15 protein-coding genes are annotated in these 16,350 nt (G+C 54.3%); 6 read left to right on the top strand and 9 right to left on the bottom strand.

The window, feature by feature from the left end; translation table 11 throughout:
• The first annotated feature begins 57 nt into the window (after positions 1-57).
• From F1379_RS16125 to F1379_RS16135, 3 genes are all read left to right on the top strand, one after another.
• Positions 58-567 carry a GNAT family N-acetyltransferase gene (locus F1379_RS16125; protein ID WP_150271585.1) on the top strand — a complete coding sequence of 170 codons (510 nt, stop codon included), beginning with the start codon at positions 58-60 and terminating at the stop codon, positions 565-567.
• A gap of 204 nt (positions 568-771) precedes the next feature.
• On the top strand, positions 772-1,839 hold the full coding sequence (locus F1379_RS16130; RefSeq protein ID WP_150271587.1) for a hypothetical protein: 1,068 nt from the start codon (positions 772-774) through the stop codon (positions 1,837-1,839).
• Between the two features lie 16 nt (positions 1,840-1,855).
• Positions 1,856-2,743: an aldo/keto reductase gene (locus F1379_RS16135; protein WP_150271589.1), complete on the top strand. Its 888-nt coding sequence runs from the start codon at positions 1,856-1,858 to the stop codon at positions 2,741-2,743.
• Between the two features lie 1,241 nt (positions 2,744-3,984).
• Here the strand turns inward: F1379_RS16135 and F1379_RS16140 are convergent.
• Positions 3,985-4,932, bottom strand: a complete 948-nt coding sequence (locus F1379_RS16140; RefSeq protein WP_150271591.1) for a Gfo/Idh/MocA family protein — start codon at positions 4,930-4,932, stop codon at positions 3,985-3,987.
• A gap of 144 nt (positions 4,933-5,076) precedes the next feature.
• Between F1379_RS16140 and F1379_RS16145 the strand changes: the two genes are divergently transcribed.
• A complete protein-coding gene (locus F1379_RS16145) occupies positions 5,077-6,048 on the top strand; it encodes a helix-turn-helix transcriptional regulator (RefSeq protein ID WP_150271593.1) in 972 nt (323 codons plus the stop codon).
• Here F1379_RS16145 and F1379_RS16150 read toward each other — a convergent pair.
• The gene (locus F1379_RS16150) at positions 6,041-6,478 is read right to left on the bottom strand and encodes a GNAT family N-acetyltransferase (protein ID WP_150271596.1); all 438 of its coding nucleotides are present in this window, start codon (positions 6,476-6,478) and stop codon (positions 6,041-6,043) included. The two genes, F1379_RS16145 and F1379_RS16150, sit on opposite strands and share 8 nt — an antisense overlap.
• A gap of 19 nt (positions 6,479-6,497) precedes the next feature.
• Complete coding sequence (locus F1379_RS16155; RefSeq protein WP_150271598.1) at positions 6,498-7,751, bottom strand: MDR family MFS transporter; 1,254 nt, start codon at positions 7,749-7,751, stop codon at positions 6,498-6,500.
• 139 nt (positions 7,752-7,890) lie between these two features.
• On the opposite strand from F1379_RS16155, the gene F1379_RS16160 reads away from it, so the two are divergent.
• The gene (locus F1379_RS16160) at positions 7,891-9,684 is read left to right on the top strand and encodes an ABC transporter substrate-binding protein (RefSeq protein ID WP_150271600.1); all 1,794 of its coding nucleotides are present in this window, start codon (positions 7,891-7,893) and stop codon (positions 9,682-9,684) included.
• A 157-nt stretch (positions 9,685-9,841) separates the two neighbouring features.
• Entirely contained in the window at positions 9,842-10,822 is a 981-nt protein-coding gene (locus F1379_RS16165) for a cation diffusion facilitator family transporter (RefSeq protein WP_150271602.1), read from the top strand.
• Positions 10,823-11,048: 226 nt separating this feature from the next.
• Here the strand turns inward: F1379_RS16165 and F1379_RS30020 are convergent, their stop codons facing one another.
• The 6 genes from F1379_RS30020 to nikA all read right to left on the bottom strand — a co-directional run bounded on the left by F1379_RS30020 (position 11,049) and on the right by nikA (position 16,300).
• A complete protein-coding gene (locus tag F1379_RS30020; RefSeq protein WP_203457116.1) occupies positions 11,049-11,216 on the bottom strand; it encodes a hypothetical protein in 168 nt (55 codons plus the stop codon).
• A gap of 112 nt (positions 11,217-11,328) precedes the next feature.
• Positions 11,329-12,117: an ABC transporter ATP-binding protein gene (locus F1379_RS16170; protein WP_150271605.1), complete on the bottom strand. Its 789-nt coding sequence runs from the start codon at positions 12,115-12,117 to the stop codon at positions 11,329-11,331.
• Positions 12,114-12,944 carry an ABC transporter ATP-binding protein gene (locus F1379_RS16175; protein WP_203457117.1) on the bottom strand — a complete coding sequence of 277 codons (831 nt, stop codon included), beginning with the start codon at positions 12,942-12,944 and terminating at the stop codon, positions 12,114-12,116. The genes F1379_RS16170 and F1379_RS16175 overlap by 4 nt, the downstream gene beginning before the upstream one ends.
• 4 nt (positions 12,945-12,948) lie before the next feature.
• Complete coding sequence (gene nikC / locus F1379_RS16180; protein ID WP_150271891.1) at positions 12,949-13,767, bottom strand: nickel transporter permease; 819 nt, start codon at positions 13,765-13,767, stop codon at positions 12,949-12,951.
• A gap of 41 nt (positions 13,768-13,808) precedes the next feature.
• On the bottom strand, positions 13,809-14,744 hold the full coding sequence (gene nikB / locus F1379_RS16185) for a nickel ABC transporter permease (protein WP_150271609.1): 936 nt from the start codon (positions 14,742-14,744) through the stop codon (positions 13,809-13,811).
• Positions 14,744-16,300: a nickel ABC transporter substrate-binding protein gene (gene nikA / locus F1379_RS16190; RefSeq protein WP_150271611.1), complete on the bottom strand. Its 1,557-nt coding sequence runs from the start codon at positions 16,298-16,300 to the stop codon at positions 14,744-14,746. The genes nikB and nikA overlap by 1 nt, the downstream gene beginning before the upstream one ends.
• Positions 16,301-16,350: the final 50 nt, after the last annotated feature.

Consider the following 16,350-nt stretch of genomic DNA (forward strand, 5'->3'; position numbering starts at 1 on the left):
CTTTTTTGGGTAAAATATAAGAAATACATGTTACATATTTTCACGAGGTGAACTCTAATGGAACTGGGACTGGAACTGGTGCCGAAGGAGCGGAAAGAGTTGATCAGCAGGCTGATGCAGTTCTATCTGTATGATTTCACCCGCTACCTGGAGCTGGAAGTAGATCAGAATGGAGAATTTCCCGCCTATCCCGGTCTGGATGCGTACTGGAACAGCGGGAACAACAAATTTCCTTACGTGTTTACCGCAGACGGGCAGATCGCCGGGTTTGCTTTGGTGGATCGGCTGCTGCGGAGTTCCGAGGGGCAGTTTTATATGACTGAATTTTTTGTGATGCAAAAATACCGCCGCAGCGGTCTGGGCACCTGGGCGGCCCACCGTTTGTTCGACATGTTCCCCGGGGACTGGAAGGTGTCGCAGGTACGCGCCAACACCCCGGCACGGAATTTCTGGCACCGGGTCATCGGTGATTATACGGGCGGCGATTTCAAAGAGCGGTTCAATCCGCGGCAAGGCAATCCCAGTCAATATTTCAGCACATTAAGTATTAATAGGGTGAAAAAATAAAAGTGCAGTCCACGAACGGCTCCGCACCTGTTTTCTGTAAACAGTTGCGGGCATTATTAATGGTATTAATTAATATCCGGAGAGAATTTCGTCAGTATTTCGGTGTGTCCCCGCAACTTCCGGACATTTCCAGCGTCTGGTCATTGAGGTGATTGGATGTATAGATGTACCTTCAAACGCCGCCCCTTGGGTTGCGTAATCATATTGACGCTAATGCTTACAGGCTGCGGCGTTGAAACGGCTTCACCGGATGCGACTGACAAGTCTTCGGCCAACCCGGTGACGGCGTCAGCAGCTCCTTCTTCAGTGGCTGCTGACGCATCAGCGCTACCCGGTACTGAAGCATCAGCTCTAGCAACGGCTACACCCGAAACAGCGCTGGCCCCTGCACACTCTGCTCTATTGCTGGAAGGCGGCGTTACTGAATACAGCGGCAGCGAAACTCAGTTCAAGATTGACGATGAATATGTGCCAACCTCTTTTTCCGGAGCCATTGGGGAGCCGATTGGCTTGTATTTGCCTGATACTATGAAACGTTTTGCAGCCCAGGGCGGTACCGCCTGGGGCACGGCTGACAGGCTGAACTACATCAGGATTGTAAAACAGGACACCGGCAAGGCTGCAGCAGATACTGGGGGCTCCAATGAATCTGCTGGTCCCGGTAATCCTTCTCCAAGGGAGGAACCTGCTATAGCTTTGACGTTGTCAGGCCAATCAGCGGACTTGCTGATGTATAAGGAATATACGGGCTATGTTGAAGATGATACGGGAATCCTGGATATGTTCGCCATCGAGTCCCAGGAACAAGCTTACAGCGTGGCCATCCGTACTACGGAGGATCAGCGCAGCGAAATGCTGCCTTTATTCCTGGAGATGCTGCGCAGCGTGCATTATATGGTCAAGCTTGGCCCGCTCGAAGCCGGTGTGTTTCTGCAGGAGCCGGATGTGGGTAATGACCCGGGGAAGAAGCAGGCAGTACGTGAAGTAATGACAGCGCTGGAAGCGATTGCAGCCAGAGATGAAGTACTGTTCGCATCCACGATGAAATCTCCCGAAGCGGCAGCCGGTCTGCATCATTTTCTTGAAAATGAGGGTACTTATCACTTTTACCAAATGACTGTGATGGGCATTCCGTTTGAAGACGAGAAGTGGGCGGGGATCAGGGTGGAGTATTACTGGACGTCTCCTGAAGGTTATGTCATTGACAGGGGATTCACGGCTGCATTGTTGCCTGACAAGCAAGGCGCGTGGAAGATTGCGGATCTGGATTAAGCGAGGAGGAGACAGCATGGAACGGCGCAAATATGGAAATACCGATATGCAGGTTAGCATTCTTGGCTTCGGCGGTGCGGAGATCGGCGGTGCGGATGAGAAGACGGTGGACCGGCTGCTTGGCACGGCCCTGGAAGCCGGCCTGAACCTGATTGATACGGCGGAGTGTTACGGCCGGAGCGAGGAACTGATCGGCAAGGTCCTTGCCGGACGCCGTGATGAGTACTACCTTTTTACTAAATGCGGACATGCCTCCGGGCTTGACTTTGCCGATTGGGACCCGGTTCTGCTGGAGAAGAGCATTGACCGGAGTCTGAAGCGGCTGAACACCGACCATGTTGATGTCATCCATTTGCATAGCTGCAGCGAGGAGATTTTGCGGCGCGGAGAAGTGATCCGGGTCCTGGAAGCCGCCAAGCAGGCGGGCAAAACCCGTTATATCGGCTATAGCGGCGACCGCAATGACGCTCTGTATGCGGTGGAGACCGGATTGTTCGACAGCCTGGAGACCTCGCTGAATATCGCCGATCAGGAGGTCATAGACCTGACCCTTGGCAAAGCGGCAGAGCGGGGCATGGGTGTTACGGCTAAACGGCCGATTGCTAATGCGGCATGGGCCCGGGCGCAAGTAGCCGATACCGACTATGCGTATGTTTATTGGCGGCGGCTTCAAGAGCTACAATACGGATTTCTGGACGACGTTCAGCAGGGTGTGGAGATCGCGCTGCGCTTTACGCTAAGTACTCCGGGTGTGCATACAGCGATTGTCGGTACACAGAACCCGGACCGCTGGCCGCAGAACGCCGCGCTGCTGCAGAAGGGAGCGCTCCCGCAGGAGCTGTACGACGAGATCCGGGCACGCTGGCATGCTGCAGGCAGCCAGGATTGGGTGGGGCAGACCTGAGCGAAGCAAGGATATCGCCTTCAGTATAGACAGGACAAGCACCGGACAATGAGTCCGGTGCTTGTTTTTTTAACAAGTTGCTGTATATGCTGACTAAATAAAGGACTTATGCTTCTGGCTGAAGGCTCTCGGCTGTTGGGTGAAGACAGACGGATACTGGCAGAAGTCTGTTGGCTACTTGATAACGGCTGCTTGCTGATGCCGGGTGATGCCGGGTGCTGGATGACGGCTGCGGGCTTATAGGCTAATGGCTGACGAGTGCTGGATGACGGCTACGCATACTGGATGCTGGAAGACGGCTAACGGCTGTGGGCTAATGGTTTATTTGCTCATCGGCGAGTAAAGGGGGGCGGGGTTATTGGTCCTTTAGCTGGGAGCAGGGTTACCCCTAATTGGAAAATCGCCACTTAATTTTAGCTGTATGGAGCTTTTCAGCAATCTAGTTTGATAACCGCCACTTAATATGAGCGAAAATGGCTGTCAGCACCGAAATCGTCCAAATTAAGTGGCGATAATCGAATTAGACGTCTAAAATCCGAAAAAAAGTCGAAATTAGTGTGCAAAAATCAAACTAGTTGTCTCGAAGAGTTGCTTTTACCGGCCTGATCCGGGGAGCTAAGCTAACTTAGCTCTGATATTAGCTCATCGTGGAAAGCTTACAGCCTGAAGCAGAACAGGATAGCATTACCGCTGACGTTACCGCTGACGTTACCGCTGACGTTACCGCTGACGTTACCGCTGACGTTACCGCATAGCATTGCTGCATAGCATTGCCGCTTACGTTACCGCATAGCTGCATAGCATTCCGCTTACGTTGCTGCATAGCATTACTGGATAGCGTTACGCATTGCCGCATAGCGATAATCGGAAAATCGCCATCTTTTCTTGCAATAATTATCCTTCGACCTATGAAAAAGTTAAAGAACAACTATATAAGTTAACATAATATAAAATATGTAACCTAAGTATGGGCAATTCAGCATTTGATTAGAACCAATTTAGCTTTCAATCAGAATCACTTTGGGTTTCTATCTGAACCACTTTAGCATTGAGCGTTCACCAATCAGATCAACTGCTTGTTATACCCTCACACCATTATCACAATTCAACATATGAAAAATTCATAATAGATAACCATAACCCGGCATCACCTTATCTACCTCACTTCTTTACTCAACAATCACACTCCCCTGCTCCAATAAACCCGAAATGGAAAAAGCCGGGGCGTCAGCAAAGTAAAATTAATTGCTGTTAAGTTCAAGCCTATCCCGCAGCTGAAGCCCCAGACTCATAGCTTGCAGTGCCGAGGACAGTGAGAGAAGGGAGGGCGACGGGTCATTCAAATGCTCCAGCGCATACCGCAGGCTCTCCTCGTACGAGTTAAGCTTGGGAAGTATTTTCTGCTGCGCGCCGGATCGGGTGTATTCCATCAGCAGGCTGTCCGCATGGCCATGTCTGTCCTCGCTTTCCCTGTACTGTAGCTTGCCATGCTCGAAGTGTGCCGTATAGCCGACGGTGAAGGGATAGCTCTCCGGCATTTGCGAGGAGACCAGAACCTCTGCGTAGCTGTCAGGGCCTGCGAACTGGGCACGGACAAGCGCCTGATGGGGATTGCTGCCCGTCCTGCCCCAGACGAACGATGCTTCAGTAGGACCGAGCAGCCAGCATACCATGTCCAGTTCATGAATCATCAGGTCGGTGGTAATCCGGCCAAGCCCCAGATCTCCCCACATCGGTGGCGTTTCCCGGTGGAACGAGACAGACAACAGGCGCCCGAAGGTACCGGCTTGCACCGAATCATACAAATAACGGTAGGAGGGTTCAAATTTGATGAATTGGTTGACCATGATTTTTCTGCCGTATTGCTGCTCGGCTTCATTTAGCTTCTGAATATCCTCATAACTTAGACAGACAGGGGTTTCACAGAACACATGCTTCCCCGCTTTGAGTGCCTGGATTGCATACTCTGTATGTACCGCGGATGGCAGACAAAGATCAATGAGTCCGATAGATTCATCCTGCAAAATCTCGTCGATGGACTCGGTGGTCCGTACTCCCAGCCGGCTCTCCAATTCATCAAGCTTTGTCCGGTTTCTGCCGAATACGGAAATGTCTCCTGTCTGCTCCATCTGGCTTAATAGCTGGGCATGATAAGCCCCGAAGCCTGTACCTAATATTCCGATATTCATATTTAATGCAGCTCCTTTACAATCTGAGGTTGTCGTACTATATTCAATAATACATTTATATTGTTGACAGAAGATTGTCATGAATTCGGCGGCGAGTTGAAATGGGAATCTCAGAATTCACGTAAATTAACAGGAGGTATATAGTTGCGTCTGCATCGTCTGATAGCGATTCTATTATTGGTGGAATCAAGGGGAAGAATAACTGCCCAGGCCCTGGCCGAAGCGCTGGAAACATCGGTCCGTTCCATTTACCGGGACATTGATGTGCTGGGGGAAGCGGGAATACCACTGACGGCTGTGTCCGGGCCCGGTGGGGGGATTTCCCTGATGCCCGGCTATACCGTTAATTTACGCCAGCTGCATGGCGAAGAGGTGCTGCAGCTATATTTAACCGGCATGGGGATTCGCACCAGAGAACCGGGAGAATCCGGACTGAAGCTGAAGAATGCGCTTATGAAGCTGGAAAAGACACTGCCGCCGGCTTATCAGGCCGATCTGCATAAGGTGCAGAGCCGTTTTCTCTTCGATGAAGCGCCTTGGTGGGAAGAGCTGCCGGAGCTTCCCTGTCTTGAGACGCTGCGCGGTGCGCTTCTGCGTTCCGCTAAGCTAGCCATCCGATACCGGAAGGTCAATAACGAAGTTTCTGAGCGCACCGTGCAGCCATACGGTCTGATTGTTAAGCGCGGAGAATGGTATCTGGCGGCGTATTGTGAAGCGGCCAGGGAATTGCGGACTTTTAAATGTGAGCGGATCAACGCCGTGGCGGAACTGGACGAAGGATTTGAGATTCCGGACGGATTCTCGCTGGAGGAATATTGGCGGGGCCAGGAGCATGTCTTCAAAGCAGCCCGCCGGGAAGCTGAACATTACCTGGTTGTAATTCGTCTAAGCCGCGAAGACGGGAAACAGATGCTTGCACAGACAAGCATGGAGGTTACGGAGGTTAAAGAAGAGGGACTGCGGATGCTCTTTTCTGTGAATATGTATGAGTATCATCAGGCTTGCAAAGAGGCTCTGACTCTGCCGCCTACGGCCGAAATCCTGCAGCCTGCAGAGCTTAGAGCGTATATGCAGCAGCGGATTCGGCAATGGGCGGAGCTGTATTCTGTTAAATGAGCAGCGAGCCGGAGGAACAGGACTTGGAGAAGACAGAGAAGCCGCTGCGCTTCTCCCAGCCGATCGCCTGCCAAAAGCTGTTGCCGGTTGCATTGTCATCGATCACGAAGATATGGCATTTATCGATCCCTTGAGCGGATAACCCGTGTAAGCTGGCTTCTGCCAACCGCCGGCCAAGCTGCTGCTGCCGGAAGTCCGGGTCCACCGCCATATGATAAATAAACCCTCTTCTCCCGTCATGCCCGCACAGAATAGTGCCCGCGATCCGGCCGTCGCTCTCGCCGACAAAGCTCAGTCCCGGGTTGCGCAGTAAATAACCGGCGATACTCTCCCGTGAGTCCGCCCCGCTGACATGAACCCCTTCCGAACGCTGCCACAGCCCATACATCTGATCGTAATCCTCAATGGTCATCTCTCTAAGTCTAATCATAACTACCCCTCCAACAGTATTAGTTATCATGGGTGCCCGGTGCTGTAAGTGCCGGTCCCTCTTGACGCTCCCTTAGGGTAAGACGTTTGTGGGCAGTCAGCAGAAAAGGCAGGCCCAGCGCAGTGCTCAGGGCCAGCGGAATAAATACGGCTGGTCCGTTTCCGGCACCGAACTCGTCGAGCAGCAGACCGCCCAGCACTGGTGCCAGTACATTGCCTAGATTGTTGAAGCCCATCGTGCCGAAATAGGTGCCTTTCCATTCCGGCCGGGCAATCCGGTCGATGAGCATGTCCATCATGGTGAAGAGCAGCACCTCGCCGATTGTAAACAGTACAACACTGATCATCAGGATCGTAACGCCGCTGGCGATGCCGAACAGCAGCATGCTCATGGCGACGCATATGTTACCGAGAATCAGCGGAACGATCGGCGGAAAATTACGGGCGGTGCGGACGACCGGGTATTGCACCACCAGCACCGTTACTGCATTGAGCGACAGCATAAAGGAGAAGAGCTGACCGCCATTCTCAAACTGCGGATTCATTGCTAAATATTGTGCCAGTGTTGAGCTGAAATGTCCATAACCTAGAACACAGAACACCGTTCCCAGCAGCACCGGCAGAAAGACACGGTCCCGTCCGGTAACGGCCAGTGCTTCGCGGAGCTTTGGCGCCTGGACCTGTACCGGGGAAGCGGGCATACTGGAGCCGTGAACCCGGAATTGCAGGATCAGGACTGCCCCGTAAGCAATATAGACGATCCCGGCAATCACAAACGGGAAGGTCGATTGTGCCGACCCGAGCTGCAGGCCGATAATCGGCCCGAACACCACGCCGAGATTGATGGCGGCATACCGCAAATTGAACACAAGCAGCTTGTTCTCGGGGCGCGTCAGATCCGAGAGCAGGGCGCGTGAGGTCGGTTCAAAGACAGAACGGCATAAGCCGTTAAGCATGTTCACCAGGAAGAAGACCCAGAGATGCTGGGCGGCAGAGAAGCCGAAGAACACCATGGCCCATCCGAAGACGGATACCAGCATGACGATCTTGCGTCCGATGACATCGGAGATATAACCGCCGTAGAAGCTGGCCATGACGCCGACCAGTGAACTGACGGCAACAGTGATACCGGTCTGGGTCGATGAAGCGCCGAGTACCTGTGTTAAATAGATAGAGAGAAATGGAATACTCATGGAGGTGACAAGCCGGCCGAACATCGTGCCGATGATGATGGTCCAGGCCAGAGGATGGACTTGCTGCAATTGCTTTTTCATACCTGTGAATCTCCTAATCTTGATGCGGATTTAAAGTGTATCTGCCGGTTGCTGCATTATGTATAATTGTAGTGATAAAAGGGGGAAATAAAAGTGTAAGCTTTTCAGTTTTCGTTTCACCTTTAAAGGAGCGGTGTTTATGGAACAACAAATGAACCATTATATACGTCTGGCGGCAGCACTTAATGTCTCTCAAAGGATGCAGGAGCCGATAGCGGTATCCATAGAACAGCTGGCAGAGATTCTGTGCTGCACGCCGCGCAATGTCAAGTTTATCCTCCGCCGGTTCGAAGAGAGCGGTACGATCCGCTGGCAGCCGGGCCGGGGCCGGGGGCATACGTCGGAAATGACGTTCCTGCGCGGCATTGATGAAGTGATGGAGCAGGCCTTGCAGGAGTTGACCGGCAAAGGAAAAATCAAGCAGGGAATCGAGCTGATCGGGCAGCTCGGCGGAAATAGCGCCCTGCAGGAACGGCTGTTGGCCCTGCTGAACAAGCAAATGGGTTACCATAGCGAAGCGGAGACGACAACCGGTCTCGACACCTTGCGTATTTCGCTAAGCCGGCGGCTGGAGCCGCTGGATACCTGCAGGGTTTATACGGCCTTCGAAGCTTTTATCATTGATCAGATCTGCAGCACGCTGGTGACCTTCGATGCCGGGTGCAAGCAATTTCAGCCCGGACTGGCCCATATGTGGGAGGCGAACGAGGAGTGTACCAGCTATATCTTTTACCTCCGCAAGGGGGTACGGTTTCATCATGGCCGGGTGCTGACCTCAAGGGATGTTAAAGAGACCTATCTTAGGCTGCTGGACCGAAAGAGTCCGGCTTTCGGCCACTTCAGAGATATAGAGCAGGTGGAATTGCTCGGAGAGCACCGGATCCGCTTTGATTTGTCGCAGCCCAATGTGTTCTTCTTACATGCGCTTAGTTCAATATATATGTCAGTCTTGCCATATGACAGCGATCCGGAAGCCGGATTGATCGGCACGGGTCCTTACCGGTTGTCCGAGCTGAGTGAGGATGGGATCGTACTGGCTGCCTTCGACGATTATTACGGTTACCGTCCGCTGCTTGACCGGGTGGAGGTGTGGTATCTGCCGGAAATGGGTTCCGGAGTGCGGCAGTATGAACTGCCGGGCCTTTCCGCAGGTAGCCCCGAGGAGGAAGGCTGCAGCAACAATATTGATTATCCTGCTCTTGGCTGCCGCTATATCATGTTTAATTTTCACCGGCAAGGCGTTCATCATGATCTGAAATTTCGCCGCGCGCTGCAAGCACTGTATCATCCGCCGGCACTGATCAAGGATCTGCGCGGTAAACGCTCGCTTCCTGCGTCCAGCTTCATGCCCTGGGAGAGCCAGGTCCGCTCATGGCATGAGCCATCCTTGCCGGAGATCCGGGAAATGCTTCTGGAGAGCGGCTATCAGGGAGAAGAGTTAACGCTTGCCTATGCCTCCTTTAAGGTAGAGGAAGGCGAAGACTCACAGTGGCTGCAGCGGAGGGCAGAAGCAGCCGGATTCCGTCTCCGTCTGCTTACCTATGACAGCTTTCAGCTGGAGTCAGTTATGGACAGAGCTGATATGTTCATTGCCGAAGAGGTGCTGGAGGATGATTGGGAATGGGGGATGATCAATTATTTCGTCAACCAGTCCAATCTGCTGCACACCTTGCTGCTCCCGGAGCAGCTGGAACAGCTTTACGCTGCGCTTGCCGGATTCACATCGCTCCCGGCTGAAGGCCGCAGCAGTCTGCTCAAGCAAGCCGAGGAGATTTTATACAGGGAGTGCTGGCTGCTCTATGGCTGCCATATGAAGAAGCAGGCCCAGTTGAACCAAAGCCTGTTCGGTCTGCATACCGGCTCCTTCGGCTTTTTGGATATTTCCAGATTATGGATCAAATCAGGGTTTCCGGAGCGTACTTCTGATTCCTGAAGCTAAGGCTAAACGGCCTTACGTCCGTCATACCGGGTGGAATGCCGGTGATATGAAAATCCTTTACGCGGTTAATAGTTACATACAAACTACGTGAAGCTGCGGATGCCCGGAGGTTCAACCCAACCGGACTGGCGCAAAGGAGGCATTCGGGGATATGAACGACAATCGTGAAACTTTAGGAAGCTTGATTAAGAAGGGCAACAAGTCGTCGGGCTCGGCGGCGATCGGCAATACCTGCATTGCGGTGGTAAAGGGTGTAGCTTTCGCAGTGACCGGCAGCGGCTCGATGTTCGCCACGATGATGCATTCGATTGCCGATGCGGTCAATCAGATGTTCGTCTTCTCCGGCAGTGTGCTGGCCGAGAAAAGACCGACCCGCCGCTTCCCGGACGGCTTCGGGCGCGTCATCAATCTGTTCTGCATGGTAGCGGTGATCGTCGTTACGATCATGGCTTATGAAACGATGCTGGAAGGCTGGCATCTGCTTCAGCATCCCAATACGGAGTCGAAGGGGTACTGGATCAATGTCCTGGTGCTTGTGCTGTCCATAGCTACGGACGGCTTCGTCTGGGTGAAGGCGATGAATGAAGTGTTGCACGATGCCCGGGTGGAAGCCAAGGGCTTCGGTAAGTTTGCAGCCTCGCTCCGCAATGTGAAGCGGGCCGCTCCGCCTACGCGTCTGGTCTTTTATGAGGACATGGTGGCGACCAGCGGCGGACTATTGGCCTTGATTGCGGTGCTGGTGACCGCATTGACCGATTTCAAGCTGCTGGACGGGGTGTCCAGCATTCTGATCAGCTTTATGATGGTCGGAGTGGCGTTCCGCGTCGGTTATGACAACATGGTCGGACTGATCGGTGTGGCCGCCCCGCCGGAGATTGAGGAACGGGTATCGCAAATTATATTTGACGAGCCGCTGGTAACGGATATTTATCAGCTGCGCATTCTGCAGGAAGGCCGCTATTATCATGTGGAAGGCCTGATTGAGCTGAAACGGGGAATGACCTTAGCGGACGCCGATGACATCAAGTTCAAGGTGAGGGACAAGCTGCTGGCCGACCCGTATATCTCCGATGTAACTCTTGGTATTCTGGAGGATAACGGCGTACGCAACTGGGTGCCGCAGCAGGAATGAGCAGGAGATGAGCGCTCTGCACAGCAGGCCTGATTAACGGGGCTATGCCAGGATGACGAGCCGGATGGTATACGGGAACTATTACTTCATTCGGATAGGTTTGGTTCTGATCCACAAGCAAAAGGGACAGCCGTAGAAACGGCCGTCCCTTTTGCTGTTGACCCGGGGGAGCGGTTCCATGATACTAGCGGGCAATTTCCCGCTCTCCGGCTCACAGACGCTGGCGTCAGCTTGCCTGCTTGCCGTCACATTTTTTGCAGACATCGAGCTTTTCGCCTTGTACCCCTTTGCCGATATAAAGCAGCTTGATGCGAGTGCTGCCGCAGATCGGACAGGTGCCTCTGGCCCGCGAAGGCAGACGCCACAGCGCCTTGCCGCGTTTGTTCTTGGACATGCTTACCCCACCTTTAACGATTGATGCTCTATTCTATGCCGGGTGGGGCGGCAATTTGTCCCTATCGCATAAATTTGTCACGTTCAGAATGCTGTGTCCTTTGCCCTGGCAGCTACCCGTTGAACACCTCAATGAGAAGCTTGGTGTAGGCGTGGCGCTTATGATCAAAAGTATCAGCCTTCTTGAATTGATCCACAATATGCCCGCCCCGCATGACCATGATGCGGTCACACATGTAATAGACGGCGGCCAGGTCATGGGAGATGAAGAGGTAGGATAAGCCAAGCTTGGCCTGCAGATCCTTCAGCAGATTAAGAATCACGGACTGGGTCGTTACATCGAGACTGGCCGTCGGCTCGTCCAGTATGATGAAATCCGGCTCCGTGCTGATCGCTCTGGCAATGGTGATCCGCTGCTTCTCCCCGCCGCTGAGCTCATGCGGGAACTTGTACACATAATCTCCAGGCAGTCCGACAGTATCCAGCAGGGCGCAGGCAATTTCCAATCTCCCCGCAGCGTCATCCAGGTTAAGAAAAGAAGGAGTGCAGCCTTTCCGCTGGTCGAGGGGCTCCATTAGCGAGTCGATAATACGCAGCCGGGAATTCAGCGCAGCTGCCGGATGCTGGAACACCGCTCCGATCCGCGAACGGACCCAGCGTAGGCCACGGCTGTCCAGACCCTTCAGATTCATATCGCCTATTGTGATTTCCCCGCTTTGCCAGTTCATCAGGGTAAGGAGACAGCGGGCCAGGGTGCTTTTACCGCTGCCGCTCTCTCCGACAATGCCCAGACATTCACCCTTCAGCAGCTGGAAGGAGATATGATGCAGGACCGGCTGATCAGCGAAGGATTTATGCAGATCTGTAACCCGCAGGGCCTCCTGTTCATAGATTTCACTCATTTCCAAACCTCCATTCTGGCCGCCGCAGCTTCCGGTGGGTTGTCTCCAGGCCGTTCTACGGCACCGGGAGAGAGAGCAGGAACCGCTGCGAGCAGCCGTCGGGTGTACGCGTGGCCGGGATGGGTCAGCACATCCGCTGCGTTGCCCTGCTCTACGATTTCCCCCAGATGCATAATGGCCACCCGGTCGGCATATTTGCGGACATGGCGCAGATCATGGGTGATCCACAGCACGGACATGCCGTGCTTCTCCTGTGCGGCGTTAATATACCTTAGCACCTTATGCGCGCTGAGGCTGTCAAGCGCGGTGGTCGGCTCATCGGCGATCAGCAGTCCAGGCTTCAGGATAAGCGCCATAGCAATGGCGGCACGCTGCAGCTGTCCGCCGCTGAGCTGATGGGGGTAGCCGCTGTATACCTTCTGTGCAGGGAGATTCAGATCGGCAAGTGCCTCCAGGCAAGCTGCTATCCGCTCACTGCGGTTAAGCTCTGTATGGGTATAGAGTACCTCGTCCATTTGTTTGCCGATCTTCAGGAACGGAGTGAAGGCTCCTTGAACATTCTGAAATATATAGCCGATCTCCCTGCCAAGCAGCCTGCGCCGTTTCGCAGGAGGCAGCTTGGATACTTCGCAGCCTCGCCAGATCAGCGTTCCGCCCGCAATAAGGCTGCCGGGCAGAAGCCCGCCGATGGCGGCGGCGGTCAGACTCTTGCCGCTGCCGCTTTCACCGGCAAGGGCCAGCCATTCGCCCGGCCGGACAGACAGATCAATGCCCCGGACGATCTGCCGGTTTCGTGATGCGATGGTCAAGCTTTTAATATCCAGCACAGGCTCAGGCCTCCTCTCTAGTCTTGACATCGAACCGGTCACGCAGCTTGTCGCCGAACAGATTCGCCGCCAGCACAGTCAGCATCAGCGCGGCACCGGGTGCAAGCATTAAATGCGGGGCGGCGGTGAAATAGACCTGGCCCTCATTCAGCATCGAGCCCCATTCCGCCGCCGGAGGCTGAGGTCCGAGTCCGATATAGGAGAGCGAGGCGATCATCAGAATGATTTTGCCCAGGTCGAGAGCTGCAAGTACAAGTACGTTCCCCAGACAGTGGGGGAGAATGTGCCTCAGGACGATCCGGAATTTCGGGACACCGGCCAAAACCGCGAGCGCGGTATAATCCTGCTCTTTCTCCTGAAGGGCTACACTTCTTGCCAGCCGCGCATACCCGACCCATTTCACTGCAATGACGGCAAAGAGCAGATTGCTTAAGCCGGGGCCGAGCAGACCGCTTAATATTACTGCAAATATATAATCAGGCAATGTCATAAACGCATCAATTATCCGCTGAAACAGACGGTCCCATAGACCTCCGATAAAGCCGGATAGGAGGCCCGTTGTTACACCGATCAGCAGGGAACAGGCCAGAATCAGCAGACTCGTGCCGACGGTCGTCCGTATTCCGGCGATGATCCGGGATAATAAATCTCTGCCCAGATGATCGGTGCCGAGCAAGTGTGCTTCACTTGGTGCCAGCAGGCGGTCTCCGACCGTAATCAGATAAGGGTCCTGCGGCGTAAGCAACGGGGCAAGCACGATGGCGGCCAAGAGGAGCAGAGGCAGAGTGGTCATCCAGATCCATTGATGCATGCGCGGATACATTCGTTTCTTTAAATTCGGAAGTGCTGCGGTTCTCATGATCATTATCTCCCTTTCCAGCCCAGTTGCGGATGAATCCAGCGGTACGACAGCTCGACCAGAAGGTTAAGCACTACGATACACAGGCTGATGAACAGAATATATCCCTGGATGACCGGATAATCCCGGGCCACAATCGCGTCGACGATCCATTTGCCAAGTCCCGGATAGGCGAACAGGATTTCCACGACCAATGTACCGCCAAGCAGGCTGCCCAGGCTTTCACTCAACAGGGTGACCAGCGGTACCAGACTGTGGCGGAAGGTGTGGAACCAGAACACTCTGGCCGGATGGAGTCCCCGGGCTTTGGCGGATGCGACAAAATCCTGACCGCCGCTCTCCAGCAGGCTGGAGCGGATCAGCCGGACATAAATCGCCGACATGGCAACCCCCAGGGTCAGCGATGGCAGAACCAGATGCGCCAGGCTGCCGCCGCCCATCGGCGGGAGCAGGTGCAGCTTGACCGACAGGAGCTGGATCAGCAGAAGGCCCAGCCAGAAGCTTGGCAGGGAGGAGCCGATCAGCGAGAAGACCCGGCTGAACCGGTCGACCCAGCGGTTCCGGTATACTGCCGACAGAGCGCCCAGCGGGACGGAGATCACCAGCATCACGAGAAGAGAGCCTCCTGTCAGCAGCAAGGTAAAGGGGAGCTTCTCGGCAAATTCGCCGAGGACCGGCCGGTAGGTCATATAGGAGACACCGAAATCCAGCCGCAGGAGCTTGCCCAGCCACGCACCGTATTGGACAAGCAGCGGACGGTCCAGCCCGAGCTCATTGCGCAGGTCCGCTATGTCCTCCCTGGACACGGCGACGTCATCCACCCGGAGCATGCTCCGGACAGGATCGCCCGGGACCAGCTTGAGCAGACAAAAGCTGATAAAAGACAAGAACAGGACGAAGACCAGCAGCCCTAGAAGCTTTTTACCGAAGGACCGCCACATTATTCCACATCCAGCTCTGGGGTCAATAAGTAATATTCACTCTTGCTGGTGACCCAGTTCTTCACATCGTTACTGAAAGCAACAAAGTTATTCGGGTGAACAATATACGAATTCAGCATATGTGCATCAATATAGGAGACTGCGTCCCGGGCGAGACGGTTTCGTTCCTGTTCATCTACGGTCCCGTTCAGCTTGTCGATCATAGCCTCCAGCTCAGGTTCCTGCACATTCCCATAATTCAAGGCTCCACCGGAGGTATAGGCTGCGTTCAGAAAATAACTGGCGTCCCCGCGGGGAGCAGTAATGCTGCTGTAGGTTGCCAGATCCCAGTCGTCACTTGCCGCCAGGTATTCGTCGATATTGTCCACCTGCCGGATTTCAAGGCCGATGCCCAGTTCCTTGGCGCTGGCCTGAATGAGCTGGGAAATGAGCGGCAGCTCGGCTCTTGACTGGTAGGTCAGCAGGCAGAAGGACAGTGGCTTGCCTTGCCGGGAGACGAGACCGTTCTCCACATCATAACCGGCAGCAGCGAATGCTTCCCGCGCCTGATCCAAGCTGAATTGCTTAGGCAAATATTCCGGTGAGAAGGGCGCGTCTGCGAGGAAGGGACCCTGGGCCGCTGTCGCTTGCCCGGACATGACGCTCCCCACAATGGCATCGCGGTCAATCAGCGCATCCAGCGCTTTGCGCACCTGTTCGCTGCGTAAAGCTTCGTTGTTCATGTTATACATCAGCTGGTGGGTCCGCAGACCGGTGAGCGATTCCAGCGTCAAAGAGTCGTCGGCTTGCAGCTGCGCAAAGCTCTCAACCGGCGGGCGGTAGACGATATCGGCACTCTTGGCCTGCAGGGCCAGCAGTCGGGCATTGGCATCCTCATTAAACAGAATGCTGGCCTGTGCAAGCTGCACAGTGCCGCCCCAATATTGCTCATTGCGTTCCACCTTCAGCTGGCTGCCCGATTGAAAGGACACGAAGCGGAACGGGCCTGTTCCGACGGGTGCGCTTTCCGCCAGCTCCGCTGCAATGATAGCCGTATTGGGATGGACGAGATCCGACGGCAGCTGCGGATAGGGCTTTTCCGTGATGATGGTCAATTCTTGCCTGGCGGCCTGCAGTTCACGGATATGCAAGGAGTTCTTCACCGATGGGTTTACGGCTTGTGCTCTTTCCAGTGAAGCTTGTACAGCGGCGGCATCGACAGGCTGGCCGTTCTGGAACGTAAGGCCGCTGCGGATGACGAAGGTCCAGTGCTGTCCGTCTTCACTGCTCCAGGATTCAGCTACGGCCGGCTGCAGGCTCAGATCATTGCTTATTCGCACAAGCGTCTCGGCAATTCCGGCACGGACCGCTGTGTAATTGACATCGGTATGGGGATCGAGGGTATTGCTTTGCACATTGAAGAGCAGCGTAAGGCTCTTATCCGTTTGTCCGTGCTCCGCTGCCGCAGGTTCCGCAGTATTTGCCGGGGATGGGGAGCAGGCGGCAAGCAGCAGAATCAGAAGCAGAGGGAGCAGCCTGAGAGGATTACGAGGTTTGACAGGGTTGACAGATGACACAGTGAAGCCTCCTTGACACTTATGAGTGTTAATAGTATTAATTACGATTT

Source organism: Paenibacillus tepidiphilus, from assembly GCF_008635795.1.
GTDB lineage: Bacteria > Bacillota > Bacilli > Paenibacillales > Paenibacillaceae > Paenibacillus_AQ > Paenibacillus_AQ tepidiphilus.